The sequence below is a fragment of the Roseivivax sp. THAF197b genome (assembly GCF_009363255.1).
Taxonomy (GTDB): domain Bacteria; phylum Pseudomonadota; class Alphaproteobacteria; order Rhodobacterales; family Rhodobacteraceae; genus Roseivivax.
In genome coordinates, this window is the sequence record NZ_CP045318.1 from 503,675 (window position 1) to 523,455 (window position 19,781).

The 19,781-nt window shown below is 65.3% G+C and carries 21 protein-coding genes; 10 read left to right on the forward strand and 11 right to left on the reverse strand.

Features of this window, described 5'->3' with window-relative positions:
- Window positions 1–8 precede the first annotated feature (8 nt).
- The 5 genes from FIV09_RS02590 to FIV09_RS02610 are packed head-to-tail and all read right to left on the reverse strand — an operon-like array spanning window position 9 to window position 3,603.
- Window positions 9–533 carry a DUF3299 domain-containing protein gene (locus FIV09_RS02590; RefSeq protein WP_152448524.1) on the reverse strand — a complete coding sequence of 175 codons (525 nt, stop codon included), beginning with the start codon at window positions 531–533 and terminating at the stop codon, window positions 9–11.
- Complete coding sequence (locus FIV09_RS02595; RefSeq protein WP_152448525.1) at window positions 530–1,780, reverse strand: ABC transporter permease; 1,251 nt, start codon at window positions 1,778–1,780, stop codon at window positions 530–532. Before FIV09_RS02595 ends, FIV09_RS02590 begins: the two co-directional genes overlap by 4 nt.
- Window positions 1,777–2,472: an ABC transporter ATP-binding protein gene (locus tag FIV09_RS02600; protein ID WP_152452303.1), complete on the reverse strand. Its 696-nt coding sequence runs from the start codon at window positions 2,470–2,472 to the stop codon at window positions 1,777–1,779. Before FIV09_RS02600 ends, FIV09_RS02595 begins: the two co-directional genes overlap by 4 nt.
- A 1-nt stretch (window position 2,473) precedes the next feature.
- On the reverse strand, window positions 2,474–3,181 hold the full coding sequence (locus FIV09_RS02605; RefSeq protein ID WP_152448526.1) for a DUF2796 domain-containing protein: 708 nt from the start codon (window positions 3,179–3,181) through the stop codon (window positions 2,474–2,476).
- Window positions 3,182–3,216: 35 nt separating this feature from the next.
- The gene (locus FIV09_RS02610) at window positions 3,217–3,603 is read right to left on the reverse strand and encodes a Fur family transcriptional regulator (RefSeq protein WP_152448527.1); all 387 of its coding nucleotides are present in this window, start codon (window positions 3,601–3,603) and stop codon (window positions 3,217–3,219) included.
- 297 nt (window positions 3,604–3,900) lie between these two features.
- On the opposite strand from FIV09_RS02610, the gene FIV09_RS02615 reads away from it, so the two are divergent.
- Both FIV09_RS02615 and FIV09_RS02620 read left to right on the forward strand, forming a co-directional pair.
- Window positions 3,901–4,911, forward strand: a complete 1,011-nt coding sequence (locus FIV09_RS02615) for a hypothetical protein (RefSeq protein ID WP_152448528.1) — start codon at window positions 3,901–3,903, stop codon at window positions 4,909–4,911.
- Between the two features lie 56 nt (window positions 4,912–4,967).
- Entirely contained in the window at window positions 4,968–5,441 is a 474-nt protein-coding gene (locus FIV09_RS02620; RefSeq protein WP_152448529.1) for a DUF427 domain-containing protein, read from the forward strand.
- A gap of 24 nt (window positions 5,442–5,465) precedes the next feature.
- On the opposite strand, the gene FIV09_RS02625 is transcribed toward FIV09_RS02620, so the two are convergent.
- On the reverse strand, window positions 5,466–6,905 hold the full coding sequence (locus FIV09_RS02625; RefSeq protein ID WP_152448530.1) for an alpha/beta fold hydrolase: 1,440 nt from the start codon (window positions 6,903–6,905) through the stop codon (window positions 5,466–5,468).
- A 199-nt stretch (window positions 6,906–7,104) separates the two neighbouring features.
- On the opposite strand from FIV09_RS02625, the gene FIV09_RS02630 reads away from it, so the two are divergent.
- The 8 genes from FIV09_RS02630 to FIV09_RS02665 all read left to right on the forward strand — a co-directional run bounded on the left by FIV09_RS02630 (window position 7,105) and on the right by FIV09_RS02665 (window position 13,244).
- Complete coding sequence (locus FIV09_RS02630; RefSeq protein ID WP_152448531.1) at window positions 7,105–7,425, forward strand: hypothetical protein; 321 nt, start codon at window positions 7,105–7,107, stop codon at window positions 7,423–7,425.
- Window positions 7,426–7,491: 66 nt separating this feature from the next.
- Window positions 7,492–8,679 carry an amidohydrolase gene (locus FIV09_RS02635; protein ID WP_152448532.1) on the forward strand — a complete coding sequence of 396 codons (1,188 nt, stop codon included), beginning with the start codon at window positions 7,492–7,494 and terminating at the stop codon, window positions 8,677–8,679.
- 93 nt (window positions 8,680–8,772) lie between these two features.
- Window positions 8,773–9,411 (forward strand): hypothetical protein, encoded by a 639-nt coding sequence (locus tag FIV09_RS02640; RefSeq protein WP_152455158.1) that lies wholly within the window; start codon window positions 8,773–8,775, stop codon window positions 9,409–9,411.
- On the forward strand, window positions 9,408–10,073 hold the full coding sequence (locus FIV09_RS02645) for an ABC transporter ATP-binding protein (protein ID WP_152448534.1): 666 nt from the start codon (window positions 9,408–9,410) through the stop codon (window positions 10,071–10,073). Before FIV09_RS02640 ends, FIV09_RS02645 begins: the two co-directional genes overlap by 4 nt.
- On the forward strand, window positions 10,070–11,236 hold the full coding sequence (locus FIV09_RS02650; protein ID WP_152448535.1) for an ABC transporter permease: 1,167 nt from the start codon (window positions 10,070–10,072) through the stop codon (window positions 11,234–11,236). Before FIV09_RS02645 ends, FIV09_RS02650 begins: the two co-directional genes overlap by 4 nt.
- Before the next feature lie 18 nt (window positions 11,237–11,254).
- On the forward strand, window positions 11,255–12,025 hold the full coding sequence (locus FIV09_RS02655; protein ID WP_172975607.1) for a DUF4198 domain-containing protein: 771 nt from the start codon (window positions 11,255–11,257) through the stop codon (window positions 12,023–12,025).
- On the forward strand, window positions 12,022–12,366 hold the full coding sequence (locus FIV09_RS02660) for a hypothetical protein (protein WP_152448536.1): 345 nt from the start codon (window positions 12,022–12,024) through the stop codon (window positions 12,364–12,366). The genes FIV09_RS02655 and FIV09_RS02660 overlap by 4 nt, the downstream gene beginning before the upstream one ends.
- Window positions 12,363–13,244, forward strand: coding sequence for a metal ABC transporter substrate-binding protein (locus FIV09_RS02665; protein WP_152448537.1), 882 nt, complete (start codon window positions 12,363–12,365; stop codon window positions 13,242–13,244). Before FIV09_RS02660 ends, FIV09_RS02665 begins: the two co-directional genes overlap by 4 nt.
- Window positions 13,245–13,316: 72 nt before the next feature.
- On the opposite strand, the gene FIV09_RS02670 is transcribed toward FIV09_RS02665, so the two are convergent.
- The 5 genes from FIV09_RS02670 to FIV09_RS02690 all read right to left on the reverse strand — a co-directional run bounded on the left by FIV09_RS02670 (window position 13,317) and on the right by FIV09_RS02690 (window position 19,670).
- Window positions 13,317–14,588, reverse strand: a complete 1,272-nt coding sequence (locus FIV09_RS02670) for an MFS transporter (protein WP_152448538.1) — start codon at window positions 14,586–14,588, stop codon at window positions 13,317–13,319.
- Window positions 14,589–14,840: 252 nt separating this feature from the next.
- Window positions 14,841–15,854 (reverse strand): cytochrome d ubiquinol oxidase subunit II, encoded by a 1,014-nt coding sequence (locus tag FIV09_RS02675; protein ID WP_371417745.1) that lies wholly within the window; start codon window positions 15,852–15,854, stop codon window positions 14,841–14,843.
- 12 nt (window positions 15,855–15,866) lie between these two features.
- Window positions 15,867–17,279: a cytochrome ubiquinol oxidase subunit I gene (locus tag FIV09_RS02680; RefSeq protein ID WP_254702450.1), complete on the reverse strand. Its 1,413-nt coding sequence runs from the start codon at window positions 17,277–17,279 to the stop codon at window positions 15,867–15,869.
- A 1-nt stretch (window position 17,280) separates the two neighbouring features.
- Entirely contained in the window at window positions 17,281–17,856 is a 576-nt protein-coding gene (locus tag FIV09_RS02685) for a GbsR/MarR family transcriptional regulator (protein WP_172975608.1), read from the reverse strand.
- A gap of 191 nt (window positions 17,857–18,047) precedes the next feature.
- Window positions 18,048–19,670, reverse strand: a complete 1,623-nt coding sequence (locus FIV09_RS02690) for a hypothetical protein (RefSeq protein WP_172975609.1) — start codon at window positions 19,668–19,670, stop codon at window positions 18,048–18,050.
- Between the last annotated feature and the right edge of the window lie 111 nt (window positions 19,671–19,781).

Below are 19,781 nucleotides of genomic sequence, written 5' to 3' on the forward strand. Positions count from 1 at the left end.
GGGCGACTTTACCACGTGAAAAGCTCGATCTTCTCGGCGGCCAGCGCATACCCGGTTTCGGCGATTTCCGTCGATTGCAACCGCGTCGACATGGTGCCCGTCACCCAGACGGCATTCCACGGGTCGTCGAACTGGTAAGGCGGGTCGATGGTCGTGTAGACCAACTGGTTCGGCGGCGGCGGCGGGGTGTGGATGCAGGCCCCGACATAGGGCACCAGGATGAAGGCCGAGGTGCCCTTTGATGTCATCTCCAGCGGAACGATATAGCCGGGCATCCGGATATAGGCGCCGGACAGCGCCTCGTTCAGTCGCGTGGCGTTGCTGTCATAGATCGGGTTCCAGGTGTCGTTGATCTCGTCGAGCTCCCCCTCGCCGATGATCTCGGCATAGGGCACACCCGGCGGGATCAGCATGTCCCAGGTGACGCGTTCCGGGCTTTTCGCCGCAGCACCGTGCGGGAACAAGGTCGCGGCTCCGGCCCCCAGAAGGAGGTGGCGGCGGCGCAATCCGGGGGGCGGAACAGGTCTGCTCATAATTTCACGTTCATACCATCGGCCAGCGACAGGCGATAGGCGCGGATCGCGGGTACGGCGCTCACAATCGCGCCAGCCGCTATCACGGCGAGAACGACCCAGAGCTCACGCAGGGAGGGGGTATCTATGGGCAACCACAGCCCGAAGGCGCGATCCAGGATCGGCTGCGCGATGGTCAGCCCGACATAAAGCAGCCCGAGGCCGAGCACGGCCCCGATCGCGGCCATCAGCGCCGCCTCCAGAACCAGAAGCCCGAGGATCGTGATCGGTCGCGCCCCCATCGCGCGGAAGATGGCCATCTCGCGACGGCGCTCGTTCAGGCTTGAGAAGATCGTGGCCATCATTCCGATCAGCGCGGTGACGACGACCATTGCCGAGACCGCCAGCAGCGCCGTCTCGGCGATGCCGACGATGCCCCACAGCTCCTGCAGGGCGACGCCGGGCAGGATCGCGAGCAGCGGCTCTTCGGGATACTCGTTGATCGCGCGTTGCAGGGCAAAGGTCTGAAGCGGGCTTTCGACGCCGACAAGGGCCGCCGTGACCGCCTGCGGGGTCAGGTCCATGCCACGGATCACGTCGACCGGGGTCGATTGTCCGGGCACCCGCGCGCCGCTTTGCCAATCCACATGGATGGCCTCGATCGCCTCCATGCCGACGATGACCGTGCGGTCCACCGGTGTGCCGGTCTTTTCGAGGATGCCCGAGATGCGGAAGGGCTGGTCCTTGTGCTCCGTGAAGGAGGCGAGGCCATGTGCGACGACAATCGGCTCCCCGACCTCGTAGCCCAGCGTGGTCGCGACATCCGCGCCGATCACCGCGTCGAAGAGATCCGCCATGATCGTGCCCTGCGCCGTCTCCAGGGACCGCCCCTGGCGATACTTGTAATGCTCGAAGAAGGCCTGCGTCGTGCCCATCACCCGAAACTGCCGGTGACTGTCGCCCAGCGAGATCGGCACGATCCAGTCCACTTCAGGGCGCGCGGCAATGTCCTGGTAGCTTTCCCACGTGACATTGTTGGTGGCATTGCCGATGCGGAACACGGAATAGAGCAGAAGCTGCACCGACCCCGACCGCGCCCCGACGATCAGGTCCGTGCCCGAGATCGTGTCGGCGAAACTGTCCTTCGCGCCGGTCCGCACCTTTTCGACGCCCAGAAACAGCGCGACCGAAAGTGCGATGGCGAGGATCGTCATGCCCACGGTCAGCGCGCGCGCCCCAAGCGAGGCAAGGGAAAGGCGCAGGATCATGCTGCCGCCCGCTCCATTCGGGCGATGTCTTCCATCCGCACCACGCGGTCGAAGCGATCGCCAAGCCGGGGGTCGTGGCTGACCATCAGCAGGGAGGTCTTGCGCGCCTTCGTCTGCTCGAAGAGCAGGTCCAGAAACGCCGCCTGGCTGTTCGCATCGAGCGCCGAGGTCGGCTCGTCTGCGATGATCAGGGGCGGTTGCCCGATCAGGGCTCGCGCGACGGCGACGCGCTGTTGCTGGCCGACGCTGAGCGCATTGGCTTTCGCCGTGAACGTGTCGCCCGGCAAACCGAGCGCGGTGCACAGCGCGGCCGCCGTCTCGCGCGCATCGCCCGCGCGCTTGCGCCGCTCCGGCGCGAACCTGAGCGGCAGCAGGATGTTGTCCGCAACCGTGCCGAAAGCCAGCAGGTTGAATTGCTGGAAAATCACGCCGATCTGCTCGGCCCGAAACCTGTCGCGCCGGCTGCCGGACAGCCCGGTTATGTCCGTGTCTGCTACGCGGATGCTGCCGCGGTCAGGCAAGATCGTGCCGCAGATCAGCGACAGCAGCGTTGATTTGCCCGACCCGCTTTCGCCCAGCAGCAGGACGGTTTCCCCCTCCGCCACGGCAAAGGCCGGGACGGACAGGGCAAAGCCCGCGCGCCCCGGCCATCTGAAGCCGACATCCGCGATATCGAGGACCGGACCCGCCACCTCAGAACAGGTTGCGCAGATCCAGCGCGGGCGCGTCGCGTTCAACCTCGAAAGCCTGCGCGCCGGAGGCCGTCAGGATCTGCACCTCCAGTTCGCGCGCATTCTCGAACGTGTCGAAATAGGCGAAGGTGATTTCGCTCAGCGCCTCGGGATTGGCGCAGTCGAGCGTGTATTCGGCGTGGAACTCGCTGTGACGGGCGCCGTCCGCGTGGTCTTCGTGCTCGGCATGATCGTCTTCATGGGCATGATCCTCGTGCTCCGCATGATCGTCGCCATGGGCGTGGTCCTCATGCTCGTGCTCGCCCTCATGCGCATGATCCTCTTCTTCGTGCGCGTCATGCTTGTGATCGTCGCCCGATGCGTGCTCGTCCCCGTGGTCATGGTCCTCATGCGCCTCGTCGCTTTCAAGCGCGGCGCTGGCCTGCGTCACCGAGCATTCCGCGGCGGCAGGCAGGACGAACAGATCGAGCGGGCGGGCCAGTGTGGCCACCGCCGCATCGACCGCCGCGCGATCCGTCTCGCTTTCAGCGGCATATTCGAAGCCGACGATATCCGCGCCCGGCGCGTGCAGTTCCATCGCGACGGTCGTGCCTTCGATGGCGATGTTCAGCTCGCCCACGCCATGTTCGTGGGCGTCAAGCTGGCGTGCGTCCTGTGCGACGGCCGGGGCGGCCGCAAGAAGGGCGATCAGGGAAAAGGCGTGTTTCATGTGAATGCATGTCCATTGAGGGCGGGTGAAAAATGTCAGGCAGCGCATCGTCCGCATTGCCCGCGAATTTCGACGATATGCCGAGCTGCTCGAAAGTCGTTTCTGTCCGTGAGGTTCGTGAGTTCGGGAAGGATGGCGCTCCCGTCATGTTCATCCACCGCGCCGCAATCGTCGCAAATCGCAAGGACCGGGACGCTGTCCTGATGGCTGCATCTGCAGGGCACGAAAGCCTTGATTGATTCGAGCCGGTGCGCGCGACCCTGATCGGTCAGGGCAGACAGGGTGCGATAGACCGTGGGCGGAGCGATATCCGGCTCATCCGCCTGCAGGCGCGACAGAATCTGATAGGCTGTCATCGGAGTGTCGCAGGTCCGCAATACCTTCAACACATCGTCCTGCCGGGTCGCTGCGCGCTTTCGCAAGGGGACCTCCATCACTTACCAAGAACGATATTTTATAAAATAACATCAGGCAAGGGCAGGTTTGCGAAGGTTTCATGACGCCGGGTGCGCGCAGACTTCGCACTGAAACGGCGTTTCGCGCCGCATGTCACCAAGGTGGCAACGAGGGATCGCCCCCGCGCCCATCCCGCCCACGCGCCGTCACTCCCGCCCATGTCCCGCATTTCAGGATTTCTTGAAAACTGCGGCGGAAAGCCACGCGCGCCCGGCGATTGCGACCCTAGGTGAAGCATCGACACGCAACTCGGGAGTTCCAACGTGACCGCGCTCTACAAGGTCTTCGCATACGGGATGGCCACCTGCCTCATCGTGCTGGGCACCGGTGCCTCCGCCCATGTGAACTGGTTCGTGGAGGGCGATGCGGAGCCGCTCCCGAATATCGCCGTGACCAACCCGATCTTCCTGTTCTGGACTGTGCTGGCAGCGGTGATGGTGGCGTTTTCCATCTGGATCGACGGCAAGCTGCCCACGCCGCGCATCGTCCAGTCGAAACTGCGGCACGATTTCATGGAGATCCTGCGCGTCTTCACCGGCATGAGCTTCCTCTTGACCGCCTATGAGGGCGCCCTGATCGCGCCGCACAAGGTGGCGGAGGCCGGCTTCGGGCTGGCGCTCGTGGTCTTGCAGGCGGTCATCGGTCTGATGCTGATCGCAAACCGCTGGATCAAGTACGCCGCGCTGATGATGCTGGCGCTCCATGCCGGTGTGGCGTGGAAATTCGGGCTACTGCCCGCGCTGGAATATGCCATCGTCATCGGCATCGCGTTCTTCCTGCTTTTCAATGCCTTCGAGGACGAAGATCGCCGCAATCTCTTTAAGCCCTATTCCGTCGATACGCTGCGGATCTGGACGGGCGTCTCGCTCGTGGCCCTGGCCGTCGGCGAGAAGCTGGCCCCGTCGGCCTTGGGGCAGGTCTTCGTGTCGGAATACCAATGGAACTTCATGGCAGCACTCGGGGTGCCCTTCTTCGATGATCGCATCTTCGTGCTGTCCGCAGGCATGGTTGAAGCCGTGATCGGGATCGTCCTGATTCTTGGGACGACGGTGCGGCTGGCCGTGCTGGCGCTGTCCATCATGATGGCGATATCCAACATCGTCTTCATCCTGCAGGGCAATAACGAGGCCGCGCTAGTCGAATTCATCGGACATATGCCGATCATCGGCGTGGCGCTGCTGCTGCTGTTGCTGGGCTACGGTCAGAAGCTGCGGATCACGGACCTGCGGATCTTCGGCAATGCGCCGAAACCGCAAGGTGCCGAGGCGTCCTGACACGCGAAGATGCGGCGTCACCCGCCAAGCCCATGACCAGGAAAGGCCATCCGATCATGTCCGTGCTCGCCCCGGAAAATGTGCAGAATTACCCGCGTCCGCCCGCGCTCGAGCCCACGCCCAACAGGTTGCGGGTCGTGCTGGCCGGTCAGACCATCGCCGAGACAACCCGCGCCTTCCGGGTGCTGGAGACGCATCACGCGCCGACCTATTACTTCCCGCCCGAAGACATCACGGCAGTGCTGACGCCCGCACGCGGTACGACGCATTGCGAATGGAAGGGGCAGGCGTCCTATTTCGACGTGACGGCGGGGGGTGTGACGGCGCGCCGCGCGGCCTGGACCTATCCTGCGCCGACAGCCGCGTTCCGCGCGCTCGCGGGCTACGTGTCGTTCTATGCAGGTGCGGTGGATGCCTGTTTCGTGGAGGAGGAGCGTGTGATTCCGCAGCCCGGCGACTTCTATGGCGGTTGGGTCACGTCCAACCTGGAAGGACGCATCAAGGGGGCGGCGGGAACCCGTCACTGGTAGCGCGCGCTCGGTGCGGTGCCCGGCTCACCCGTGAAACAGCGGTGTCGAGGCAGCAATCGCCCAGGCAAGGATCGCACCGGACCCCAACCCCGCGGCCAAAGGCCCGCTGCGCCGGGCAACCCACCGCGCCATGGTCCCGTAAACCGCCCAGAACAGCACCAGGACCGGCAGCACCGTGAAGGCGAGGCCAAGCTGCGCGGGGTTCACCATCATGGCGAGAACCAGGGCCAGCAGAAACGGGAGCCGCAGCGCGACCCGCGCCAGAAGGCCCCGGCCTTGCACGAGGCTGCGATCCGCCAATCCGAACACCACCATCGCGGGTAACAGGAATAGCGTCAGCGTCAGTCGTGGTCCCGTCGGCACGAAGGCCGCGCCGTAGCGATCCAGCGCGAAGGCGAAGACCGCAAGGCCCCAAAAGAGAAGCAGCAGGGCGCCTGCACCATCCGGCCATCCGGGGCGGAAGGTCGGGCGCAGAATGGCGAGAACCAGCACTCCCCACACTCCGAACGCGAGGCCAAGCGCCCCGAACCCCGCCAATCCCGCAAGCGGCAGCCCAGTGGCGGCCAATCCGCCCGCCGGTATCGCGGACAGGATCGCAGCCGCAGCCGCGCGGCGCAGACCCGGACGGGCCGGGGCATCGCCTGCTTTGATCAGAAATGTCAGCGGCCGGAACATCACGACAAGCGCGAGCAAAAGCGCTCCGATCCATGGCCCTGTCGTGGCAAGCGACATGCGCCCGCCCAGCCACGACGTCACCTCTGCCAGCGTGTGCGGGGACCACAGAACGCCCACATGGCCGACCCGTGGGGCGACGACGGCGCGGCGTTCCATATCGCCCTCCTGCACAGTGACGCCTTCCTCCGCGGGGCCGATCTGAGCGACCGCCTCCAGCGCCACATCGCGCAACCGGCCTTCGAAGGCGCCCGAGACGATCAAGAGCCGCTCGGGATGCGCGGCGGTGACCGCGTCGGAATACATCGAGATGGCAACGACATCCTCGACCGCCGGCGCGCGCTCTGCCGCCCGCACGATCACATCGGTCGCCATGGAATGCCCGACCAGCGCGACGCGGCGCAAACCCGACCGTGCCTTGGCCGCTTCGATCACCTCGAGCGTTTGCCGGACGAGGTCCTCGGTTGTGCCCGTCACGGTCTCCACCTCGGGCGACAGCGGCGTCGCGTGGCGCCCATGGCCCAGGTAATCGAAGGCGACGACACTGTGACCCGCGCGCGCAAGGCTCAGCGACAGGGCCTCCATCATCTGCCGCGACCCGGCAAAGCCATGGGACATGACGACCAGAAGATCGCTCGCGTTGTCCGGCTGGTAGATCGTCGCAGGCGTCTGGCCAAACATGACGTCTTCGGTCTCGACCGAGGCTCGGACGCTTTCGAGTTTGATGACGGACAGCACGGCCACCGCGAGGGCGATGAACGTGGTCAGGAAAGTCAGTCGCGCGCCTGTCATGAAGTGCTATTTGGCCTATCTCTGCCGTGAGGCGATACTTTTTTGGGGTTGGTCCGCGAAACGCCGCGCCAGCGTTTGCAGGGCCCGCCCATCAAACCGGGTATCGCGCCAAGAATGCAGGAGGTCATCAGGTGCCCCACACGCGAAACGCCACGGCGGTCAAGCCCGCCACGCGCCTGTCGGATGGCAGGCTGTCCCGATGATCACGGCGGGGCATTTCCTTCTGGCAAGCGCGCTTTTGCATGTCATCGGCAGCGCCTTGACCGGCTTTTCGTCCCTCGGGTTGTTCCTGCTGTTTCCGGCGGTGCTTTATAGCGCGTTCTATTTCGGCCTGCGCATGGGCCTTGTCTGGGTGGCTTGGCTCGCACTGGTCTGCATGCTGGGCGGCATGGGCGGAACGGTGCTGGAGCTGGTGAACCAATCGCCCATCCCAACATGGATCCTGTGGTCGATCCTGATTGCGGATCTGGGCGCGGCTGTGTTTCTCGTGCGCGCGCTCTGGCTCAGAGCGCGCAGTTGAACGGCGGCACTCCGGAATCGCGGTGGTCATTGTGCGCGCCTGTCCTTCGGTCGTATGGATCGGGACATGCCTTACGCCCTGTCCCCGTCTGACCTGTCCGAACTCCCGGCGTTTCGCCGCCGCTTGCACCGCAGCCCCGAGATCTCCGGTGCCGAACGCCAGACAGCAGCGCTGATCGCATCAACCCTCGCGGCGCTGGGCGCGACCGGTATCGAGACGGGCATCGGCGGGCATGGTGTGACCGGCTTCTTCGAGGGCGCGGAGGACGGCCCGCTCGTCCTTTTGCGGGCGGAGCTCGATGCCCTGCCGATCCTAGAACAGACCGGGCTGAATTACGCCTCCGAACGGGAGGGCTGGGCGCATCTTTGCGGCCATGACGGGCACATGACGGCGCTGATCGGCGTCGCGAAGGCGCTCGCGCAACGCCCCCCGGCGCGCGGCCGGGTGGGCCTTCTGTTCCAACCCGCCGAGGAGACGGGGCAGGGGGCTGCGGCCATGGTCCAGGACCCGCGTCTGGCCGATCTGCGTCCTGCCGCGATCTTCGCCCAGCACAACCTGCCGGGTCTTCTCCTAGGCAAGGTGGCTCTGCGCGCCGGTCCCGTCGCCTGCGCCTCCTGCGGTTTGAAGATCGCGCTCCGGGGCCGTCCTGCACATGCCTCCCAGCCGGAAACGGGCCTTTCCCCGCGGGCCGCGCTGTCGGACCTTCTGGATGCGCTCGACCAACTGAATGCCCGCGTTCCGATTGACGATGCGGGCTTCGCGATGGCGACGATCACGCATTGTGCCATGGGCGCGCCGGCGTTCGGCATCTCACCGGGCGCGGCGGATATCTGGGTGACGCTCAGAACGCTCGAAGACGCGAGGATGACGGAGCTGCGATCGAGGGCCGAGGCCATCGCGCGGCAGATCGCGGATCGTCACGGGCTGGAGGTCGATCTCTCCGATCACGATGTCTTCGCATCGACGGTGAATGATCCTGCCGCGGTGGATCTTCTGCGCGGGGCGCTCGACGCCTGCGGAATTGCGCATTCCGAGCACGGCCAGCCCTGGCGTCCGTCGGAGGATTTCGGCCAGTTCGCGGCGCTGGGCCCGGTTGCGATGATGTTCACCGGGGCGGGTGAGGATCACGCCCCGCTCCATGATCCGGCCTATGATTTTCCCGACGATCTGACGCCCATTGCGGTGCGGGCGTTCCTGTCGGCCATCGCGCTGACCTTGGGCGATGATCGGCCCCAAACGCAGGGCGGCCAATAGAATCGCCCCGCGCGCGTCGCTTTCCAAGGCGCGACGGCCCTGTTCCGGAAGTCACATGTGCAACACCCCATTGGCGCGCCGTCGGAATTCACTATGTTCGCGGATATGACTCGTGTTCACCCCCCCGCGATCCCGCTGCGCGCCAACCCGCGATCCGTCTGGACCATCGCGCTCCTCGCGGCGCTCGCACTGGCAGGGTGCCGGGAAGACAATGCCAGCTTCAGCGCGCCGGGCCTTGAGACGGAGGTGGATGCCGCGGGCGTCTCTGCCGAAAGCTACAAAGTCGTGCCGGCCGTATTGGGCCGCGTCTACGATGCCTTCGGCGCGACCGAGGAAGGCGCGATCTATGACGGTCTCGCGCAGGTGGCGGCGGGCGAGGCGCTGGAGGCGCTTTACCTCGAACGCATCGGCGCCCTGGCCACGACCGGCCTCGAGCCCGATCAGGAAATCCACGAGATGGAGCTTCTGGGCCTCAGCTCGCGTCCCGAAAACGGCGCTGTCGTGATGTCCGCGAAGTGGCGCGTTCTGGGAACGGTGGGGCATGCGGAACACCTGCATGTGCGCGGCAATGCCTATTCCGCGGACCTGACGCTCGAACCGGTGGAGGATGCGTGGCGTCTGACCGGCTTTACCCTGAGCGATGTGGACCGCACAGATGTTGGCACCACCCAGCTCAAATCGGAGGGGCCGTGGTCCACGGACGACCATGAGGACGATCCGGTTACCCAATGATTGACGTGGACAGCCTCCAATTTTCCTATCCGGGCGATGGGTTCACGGTCACGATCCCGCGCCTTGCCGTGGCCAAGGGCGAGAAGCTCGCCGTGGTGGGGCCAAGCGGGACGGGCAAGACGACGCTGTTGAACCTGCTTTCGGGCATCGCCGTGCCCGATGCGGGGCGCGTTACGGTCGACGGGCAGGAGATCGGCGCGATGGGCGACGGTCAGCGCCGCGCCTTCCGCGCGAGCCGCATCGGCTTCGTCTTCCAGAACTTCGCGCTGCTCGACTACCTGACCGCGCGGGAGAACATCCTTTACCCCTACCGCATCGGCGCGGGCCTCAGGCTTGACGCGGAGGCGCGCGCCCGGGCCGCGACGCTGGCCGAGGCCTGCGGGATCGGCGACAAGATCGACCGGCGTCCCGCGGCCCTCAGCCAGGGCGAACAGCAACGGGTCGCGATCTGTCGGGCGCTGATCACCGAACCGGCCCTGATCCTCGCCGATGAGGCGACCGGCAATCTCGATCCCGCGACCAAGTCGCTGATCCTCGATCTTCTCTTCGCGCGGGCGGACGCCGCGGGCGCCACCTTGCTGGCCGTCACCCACGATCACGAGCTTCTGCCGCGCTTCGACCGGGTGGTGGATTTCGCGGATTTCCGGGCGGTCGCCGCATGAATGCGCTGTTCCTCGCCACCCGCTACCTGCGGTTTCACTGGGCGCGTAGCCTTGTGCTCGTCATCGTCGCGGCGCTGATCCTCGCCGTGCCGCTGGTCACGCAGACGATCCTCGCGCGTAGCCAGGACGCGTTGACCGACCGGGCCGAGGCGACGCCCATGCTGATCGGCAATCGTGGCAGCCAGCTCGATCTGGCGATGAACGCGCTGTATTTTTCGGACGACCGGGCGGAGCCGGTGACCATGCAGGCCACCGAGGAGGTCTGGGCCTCCGATCTCGCCCTGCCGATCCCGCTTCACACCGCGTTCCAGTCGAATGGCGCGCGGATCGTGGGCACCAGCCTTGATTATTTCGACTTCCGCGATCTGACCGTCGCGGAGGGGCGCAATTTCGCCGTGCTGGGCGAGGCGGTGCTCGGCGCGGCTGTGGCAGGCAGGCTCGGTCTCGGCGCGGGCGACACGATCGTCTCCTCGCCGGAGAACCTCTTCGATCTCGACGGGGTCTATCCGTTGCAGATGGATGTCGTGGGCATCCTTGAGGCGACCGGCAGTCCCGACGATGACGCGGTCTTCGTCGATGTGAAAACCGCCTGGGTCATTGCCGGGATCGGGCACGGGCATGAGGATGTCATCACACAGGCCGACGCCGATGCGGGCAATGTGGCCGCCAATGCGGCACTCGTGGAGTTCAACCGGATCACCGAAGACAATATCGACAGCTTCCATTTCCACGGAGCACCGGAAACCTATCCGATTTCTGCCGTCATCGCCGTGCCCTATGACGCGCGCTCCGGCACGATCCTGCGCGGTCGCTATCTCGACGCGAGCCTGCCCCTTCAGGCCGTCGTGCCAGCGGAGGTGATCGGCGATCTCGTCGATCGGATCTTCCGCATCAAATCGCTGCTCGACGCCGTGGCGGCCATCATCGGGATCGCGGCACTCGCGGCCATTGCGCTGTCGCTGTTCCTGTCCTGGCGGATGCGCGCGCCGGAGCTGGCAACCGCGTTTCGCCTCGGGGCAGGGCGGGGCGTCATCGCCCGCATGGCCATTGCGGAGATCACGATATTGCTGGTTGCGGCAATCTGTCTTGCCGCCATGATTGTCGTGCTAATTCAATCGAGAAGCGAGGCGCTCACCGGCTGGCTTCTATCGCTTGGTACCTGAATCAACTTGGAGTTCTTGATGTTTTTCAGATCGATGACCGGCGCGCTTGGCGCTTTGACCCTGACCGCCGGAGCGGCTGCCGCGCATTACGGCATGATCATCCCAAACGATCCGATGATCAGTCAGGAAGACGGCCGGTCGGTCACGCTCGATCTGTCCTTCTCGCACCCGTTCGAACTGGACGGCATGGTGCTGGAGACGCCCGAAAGCTTCACCGTGACCCATGAGGGCGAAGAGACCGACCTTCTGGGAGAACTCTCCGAGGCGCAGATCATGGAAGAGCCGGGCTTCACGCTGGATTATGCGCTCGACCGTCCGGGCACCTACGTCTTCGCGATGGTGCCGCAACCCTATTGGGAGCCCGCCGAGGACGCCTTCATCACGCATTATACCAAGACCTATGTCAGCGCTTATGGCGACGATGAGGGCTGGGATACCACGCTGGGCCTCAAGACCGAGATCGTGCCCTTGTCGAAGCCCTTCGGTCTTTGGGCCGGGAACGTGTTTCAGGGCATGGTGATGCTGGACGGCGAGGCGGTGCCCAATGCCGAGGTCGAGGTCGAGTTTTACAACCAGGGCGGCGACGCCACGGTGCCGTCCGATCTGATGATCACCCAGACGATCAAGGCCGATGCGAACGGCGTCTTCACCTACGCCACGCCCGCCGCCGGGTGGTGGGGGTTTGCGGCGCTGAACACCGCCGAGGAGCCGATGCAGTTCGAAGGCGAGGACAAGGACCATGAGCTGGGCGCGGTGATCTGGGTCCATTTCGAAGAATGGGGCCAATGACACGGGCAGGCTTTCTTTCGGGCCTTGCGCTCGCCATTGCTGTCGCGGCCTCTCCGGCCGCGGCGCACCGGTTGAACGTCTTCGCCTTTGTCGAGGATGGTCAAGTGGTCGTGGAGGCCAAGTTCTCCACGGGGCGTCTTCCGGTCGCGGGCGAGGTTCGTGTCTATGATGCCGCCGGGGAGCAGATCCAGACGCTGGACCTCGGTGAGACGGGCACGATGATGTTCCCGCTTGATCCGTCTTACGCCACAGGCCTCACCATCGAGGTCGAGGCGAGCGAGGGGCACGAGGATTACTGGATCCTCTCGCCCGATGACATTGCCAAGGGAGCGGCGGAATGAGGATGCACCGACTTGCCCTCGCACTCGGTTTGCTCGCAGTCCCCGCTGCCGCGCAGGACACGCCTCGGATCGCGGTGGTGAACTACCCGCTCGCCTATTTCGCGGAGCGGCTCGGCGGGGAGGGGGTCGAGGTGCTGTTCCCCGTGCCGGACGGCACCGATCCGGCCTTCTGGCGCCCCGGCATCGCCGATATCGCGGCCATTCAGGGGGCCGATCTGATCGCGCTCAATGGCGCGGGCTTTGCGCAATGGACGACCAAGGCCTCGCTGCCGCGCTCCCGCCTTGTCGATACCTCGGCGGAGTTCTCCGACGCCTACATCAAGACCGAAACCGTGACCCACAGTCACGGCGATGACGGGGAGCATTCGCATACCGGCACCGCCACCTATATCTGGCTCGACTTCGAGCTTGCCGCCTCTCAGGCCGAGGCGCTGTCGGCGGCCATGGCGCGTCGGGTGCCCGGGGCGGGGGAGGGGCTCGATGCGCGTCTTTCGGAGCTGACGGCGGATCTCGAGGCGCTGGATGCGCAGGCCGCAGAGGTTGGCGCAGCGCTCGAAGGGCGGACCATCATCGCCACCCATCCGCGCTACCAGTATTTCGCGAAGGCTTACGGTCTCGAGATTGCATCGCTCGAATGGGCCGCTGGGGAGATGCCGAGTGCGGCCGAGTGGGAGGATCTCGCGGCGCTCCTCGCGGGCAGCGAGAATGCGATCCTGATCTGGGAAACCGACCCGCCCGAAGAGGCGCTTCAACAGGCGTCGGAGCTTGGCGCGACGAATGTCGTGTTCCCGCCTCTCGCCGCGCGTCCCGCAGGCGGCGCAGATTTCGTGGCCGCGATGACGTCCAGCCTTCAGGCGCTCGGGGCAACCGCGGAATAGACGCCGCCCGAGTGGTCACGGTCAATGCAGGCAGCCTCCGAGCCCTGCTTTGACTGTCGCGTCCGCAGCGCGTCAGGAAGCCTGCGTCTCCGCGTCCGGATCGTCCTCCTCGGACGCTTCGGCATGATACCATTCATAGGCCGCCCCCACCGCCACGGAGGACGAGTTCGGCAACACGTTGACGTAAGCCGAGTCGTCGCTTTCGGGGGCCACGCGCTGCGTCATGCGCCACAGCGTGAAGACCGCAATGCCCCCGAACAGCACCGACAGCACGACCCAGAACGCGCTTGGCGATGTGACCTCCATCGCCTGACCGGTGATCAGCGGGCCGAAGACCGCCCCAAGACCGTAGAGAAAGACCATCCCGCTCGCGGCGGCGGGCATGTCGTCAAGCTCCAGATAGTCGTTGGTATAGGCGATGAAGAGCGAATAGAGCGGGCTCGCCGTGCCGCCCATGATCACGCCCGCGATCACCACCGCGGCAAAGGAGCTCTCCATCACATAGCCGAGTGTACAGGCCACGGCGCCCAAGGCGGACAACGTCGCGATCAGGATGCGCCGGTCCATCAGATCGGACAGCCACCCGACCGGGACCTGAAAGACGAAGGAGCCCGTGAAGAGGGCCGCGATGAAGATCGAGATTTCCTGCAGGCTCAGCCCGGACTTCGCGCCATAGACCGATGCCATGCCCATCTGCGCGGAGAACACGCCGCCCAGAATGAAGGTCCCGATCGTGCCGAGCGGCGAGACGTAATAGAGTTCGCGCAGGCTCATCCGCTTTGCCTTTTCCACGGCAGGCAACGGCACCGCTGACAGCAGGATCGGCGTGAAGGACACCGAGACCAGGATCGAGGCCAGCACGAACAGCGAAAAGCCCGCCGCATCGCCCACCGACAGAAAGCCCTGCGCTGCGATCATGCCCAGGGTCTGCGCGATCATATAGGCCGAAAGCAGCGTGCCGCGCGTCTCGTTCGAGGCCGCGTTGTTCAGCCAGCTTTCCGAGGTGACGTAGACGCCGGAAAGCGAAAAGCCGAGCAAGACGCGGATCGCCATCCAGGCCCAGGGATCGGTGACCAGCGGAAAGGCGATCAGACCCGCGGAGATGAGCGAGCCCAGTGCCGCGAAGACCCGCACATGGCTGACCCTGCGGATCAGGTCCGGCGTCAGCTTCGAGCCTGCAAGAAAGCCCAGGAAATATCCCGAGGTGATGAGCGACAGCTCCAGCGTCGAGAAGCCCTCGATCTCGCCGCGCACACCCATGAGGCTGGCCTGAAGCCCGTTCCCGATCATGATCAGGAACACGCCGAACAACAGCGCCCAGACGCTGGAGAGCAATTTGATCATTCCGCGAGCTCCGGTCGGGTGGGCATTTCGGCCCGCCCTAATACCCGAATGTGACGGCAGCAACTCAAAGACGCGGGCGGCGGGGCATTTCCGCGACGTGGCCCGCATGATCGCTCATCTCGTGGGCAACCGTGCCGTGATGGGGCGAAAATGTCCAGGGACGGGGAGAGGACTGCACGCGCCACTCGCATCCGGACACGAAAAACCCGCCACCCCAGCGGAGCGGCGGGCTTTCCCTAGCCTGAGACGGCATCAATCGTAGCTGAGCGCCGTCGCCTTGCCCCGGAAGACCGTATAGGCAATCGCGGTGTAGCCCAGGATCACCGGCAGCACGAAGACCGTGCCTGCAAGGATGATGGCAAGGCTTTCCGGTGCGGCGGCCGCCTCGTAGATCGTCAGCTGATCGGGCACCACGTAGGGGTAGAACGAGTAGGCCAACCCCACGAAGGCCAGACAGAACAGCGCAATCGTCGCGCTGAACGGGAACCACGCCCAGCTGTCATCCTTGGTGGGCAGATGGCGCAGCGCCAGCACCAGCAGCGTTGCGATCAGCGCAAAGCCCAGGGGCATCGGGGCCAGCAGCACAACCTCGGGGAAGCTGAACCACTTCTCGAACACCCGCGGGGAGGCCAGCGGCGATGCGATCGACACGGCCCCCAGCCCGCCAAGGATGCCCCAGATGCCGCCCTTGGCCCAATCCACGGCTTTCTGCTGCAAACGGCCTTCGGCCTTGTAGATCAGCCAGGTCGCCCCGATGAAGGAATAGGCGACGGTCAGGAAGATCGCGGTCAGCGTGGCGAAGGCCCAAGTCAGCGGTCCGGGAGCGAGGCCCAGGACGTAAGCCCCCAGCATGTAGCCCTGCGACAGCGAAGCCATGGCCGAGCCCGCGAAGAAGGCCCAGTCCCAGTTGCGCTTCTGCGTGACCGGTGCCTTCACCCGGAATTCGAACGCGACACCGCGCAGGATCAGGCCGATCAGCATGACCGCGACGGGCAGGTAGAGGGTGGACAGGATCTGGCCGTGTGCGGTCGGGAAGGCCACCAGCAGAAGGCCGATGGCCAGCACGAGCCAGGTCTCGTTGGCATCCCAAAACGGGCCGATGGAGGCGACCATGCGGTCGCGCTCCTCTTCGGTGGCAAGCGGGGAGAGAAGCCCCACCCCGAGGTCGAACCCGTCCAACACGACATAGATCAGGATCGACAGGCCCATCAGCGCCGCGAAGGTCGCAGGAAGCCAGACTTCAGGATCTCCAAAGAGCGTCATCATGGCGGGACCTCCTTATTCGGCCGGTTGCAGGTTGTGGGCGGCAGGCGCGTAGGTCTCGGCCTTCGTCTTGCCTGCGGCTTTCCGGGCGAGGTGCACGAGCGCCCCGATATAGGCCAGGGTCAGCGCCGCGTAGACGGCGAGGTAGGCCAGCAGCGTGCTCAGCACCATGCCCGAGGGCACCTCCGCCACGGCGGCTTCGGTGGGCAGCACACCCGAGACGAGCCAGGGTTGGCGGCCGATCTCGGTCACGTACCAGCCCGCGAGCGTCGCGACCCAGCCCGAGAAGGTCATGACCATCGCGATCCAGAAGACCGGGCGCGGCAGCGCATCGATCCCGCGGCGCGTCTGCAGCCAGCTGCCGGTCGCGCCGGGCTTGCGCCGCGCCATCAGGGCAAGTGTGCCCCAGCTCAGGGCCAGCATTGCGAAACCGGTGCCGACCATCACGCGGAAGCCGTAGAACACGGGCGCCACGCGGGGGTGCAGAACCTCGCCGTCGTCGGTGACGAAGTCATTGAGGCCCGGCACGACGCCATCGGGGCTGTGCTTCAGGATCAGGCTCGCACCGTTCGGGATGCCGATCTCGAAATCGTTTGAACGGGTCTCCTCGTTCGGGACCGCGAACAGCACCAGCGGCACGTTCGGTCCGGTTTCCCAGTTGCCTTCCATGGCCGCCACCTTGGCAGGCTGATGCTCCAGCGTGTTGAGGCCGTGCATGTCGCCCGCAAGGATCTGCAGCGGGATCAGGGCGGCGGCGGTGATGAGGCCCGTGCGCAGCGTCGTGCGCACCTCCGCACCCCGGTCACCAAGGATCCAGCGGAAGGCCGAGATACCGGCGATCAGGAAGGCCACGGTCAGTCCCGAGGCAAGCAGCATGTGCACGAGGCGGTACGGCATCGACGGGTTGAAGATGATCGCGGCCCAGTCGGTGGCATAGGCCACGCCGTCCCGCATCTCGAAGCCCTGCGGCGTGTGCATCCAGCTGTTCAGCACGATGATCCAGAAGGCCGACATCGTGGTGCCGAACGCCACGAGGAAGGTCGCCGCCGTATGGGCCCAGCCCGGCACGCGACGGAACCCGAAGAGCATGATGCCGAGGAACACGGCCTCCAGGAAGAAGGCGGTCAGCACCTCGTAGGCCAGAAGCGGGCCTGCGATGTTGCCCACGCTTTCCATGAAGCCCGGCCAATTGGTGCCGAACTGGAAGGACATGGTGATGCCCGACACGACACCCATGGCAAACGACAGCGCGAACACCTTCACCCAGAAGCGGTAGGCGTCCATCCAGCGCTCTTCCCCGGTGCGGTTGAAGCGCAGTTTGAAGAACAGCAGCATCCAGCCCAGAGCGATGGTGATCGTCGGAAACAGGATGTGAAACGAAATGTTGGCCGCGAACTGAATCCGCGACAGCAGGAGAGTGTCCATCATGTCATTTATCCTCGGTTGCGGTCGCTTTCCGGGCGCTGCTCAGCGGGATGACCCGGCCTGTGGCAGTAACCAGCTTGGAAAGCGTGGAGCCGGCCTTGAGAAGGGTGGCCAGCCGTTCAGTCTCGATCCGGGCGAGATCGTCATAAAGCGCGGTCATGTTCTCGATGAGCTCGCGCAGCTCGGCGATGCGGGTGGTGGAATAGCTGCCATCCTGCCCTGCAATGCTGCTTTCCATCTCCAGCTCGCGGAGCTTGGTCAGCGTCGGGTCGATCTCGCGCTTCTTGCGCTCCTCGACCAGCGTGCGGACGATCGCCATCAGATCGGACGGTGTGGTGAAAAACTCGCGACGGTCGCCATCCACATGCTTGCGGATGACAAGCCGCCAGTTCTGCAATTCCTTGAGGCCCATCGACACGTTCGAGCGCGAAAAGCCGAGCCGCTCGCAGATGCCGTCGGCACAAAGCGGCTCCTCGCTGATGAACAGCAGCGCATAGATCTGCCCGACGGTCCGGTTGATCCCCCAGCGGGAGCCCATCTCGCCGAAATGCAGGATGAATTCGTGTTCGATATTGGCCATGTCTTTTTGCATTTCAGTAATTTCTGAAATCTAAATAATGGCTGCGGGCCGGCGTCTCAACGCTTATCGGACCGATAGGGACGGCATGTCGCAGGGCCTGCCCATCCCGAGATTGAGGGTGATCCGCGCCGCCGCTTAGGCGTTGAAATATATAGGAAAATCCGCGCGTCTTTTGGGGGCGCAAAGCCGCCTCAGGAAAGGTCGCGCGCCATCTGTCTCGGCGGCAGCAGGTTCGTGCGCCGCAGGGTCAGCACCGGGTAATTCTCGTCGTCGAGAACGCGCAGGATATCGAAATCGGGCTCCACGGCGCGCAGCTTCTCGGCCATGGACATGGCCCGCTCGCGTTGGCCCTCGGCGGCGTAAAGGCACATCAGGTGCCGCATCGGCGCGCGGAAGACAGGCGCACGAGCATGGGCGCGTTCCAGATGGCTCAGCGCTTTCGGGATATCTCCCGCCGTGATCGCGGACAGCCCCGCCAGCGTGTCGAACCAATGCGCCGATGAGGACCGGCTGGCGAGGTTCGCGGCATATTGGCTGGAGGCAAGGGCCGCTTCCGATGCGCCTGCCCTGAGGGCCACGGTCGCCTTGGCCGAATGGCTGAACGCATTGTAGGGGCTCGCGCGCACCGCATCTTCGGCGAGGGCCGCGCTGACGCCGGTGTCATTCTCCAGCATGGCCAGCAATTGCGCCACGAGCGAGCTGACAAGCGCGTTGCCGTCATTGCCCACGAGGGCCAGATGCGCAAACTCGGTGGCCTCCTCGAACAGGGCGGAATTTCCGGGATCGACCCGCTCCACGATCATGATCTGCCGCAGCAGGCTGCGCCAGGCCGCGATCCGGGGCAGCGGCAAGAGCGCTGCAGCCTCGGCCAGCAAGGTCTCCGCGTGGCGCAGTTTCGCGCTGTCATAGGTGAACATCGCGGCGATGGCCGCATTGACCCGCGCATCCACCTTCAGGGCAACACTGGCATCTGTCTCGCCCGACAGGTCCTGGGTCAGCACCCGCTCGGCGGAGTGGAAGACCATGCGGGGGATATCGCCCTGCTCCAGAAGGTCTGGCTTGCGCATGTCGATCCGGACTTTGTCGGACCAGATCAGCTCTCCGGTCTTGCGGGCTGTCAACCCGGCCAGGACCTGGACGTCATCGCCCACGGTCAGCGTGTTGACACCCAGCACGAGGTCCGACGGGTCGGACGGACCATCCGAGCCTGTATAGATGCTGAAACAGCCGAAATCCGCGATCAGATTGGCCATCGTGTCGCCCAGAAGCGCGCCCACGAAGGCGCCCTTGCCGTTCTCCTCCTCGCCGAAGGACTTGATCCTGAGGTTCAGCGCGCGCCGCGGCTGCTCTGCGGGATCGGCGGCGTCCGGCAGGACGGACCGGTCGAGCGTGCCCAGCTCTTCGAGGATGCGCGCCAGCGCATCGTCGCGCCACCGGGTGAAGGCCGGATCGCCGATCTGCACGTTCTCCAGAAGATCCCGGCCCGTGCGCAACGCCTCGAGTGCCGCATCGGGCGCGGTCTCCACGTCGCAGGTGACATGATCCAGGCGCACGGCATCGCGGTCCGTGTGGAACTGCGCGGCCTCGGGGCCGAGCGCCTTGCGGATCTCCGTCAGAACCGTGCGCAGGCTGGCCGAGGCCTGTTGCGGGCTGCGATCGGACCAGAGCGTGCGTTCGATCCAGCGCCGGGCGCGGAGATGTCCGTCGGTGCGGGTCAGGATCGCCAAGAGCGCCCGAGCGCGCGCAGACGAGGGCGTGCAATCCTCCCCATCCGCGCCCGTGACACGAAATCCGCCGATCAGCTGAACGTGCACACAAGCCCCCTTGTTTGCGACCGCGCCAAGCTAGCAGCTTTGTGCATAGCCGCAAATAGCGCGGTTTCGGCGTGAAATCTTCGTCAAAACCGTTCTGCCGCGACCTTCGAG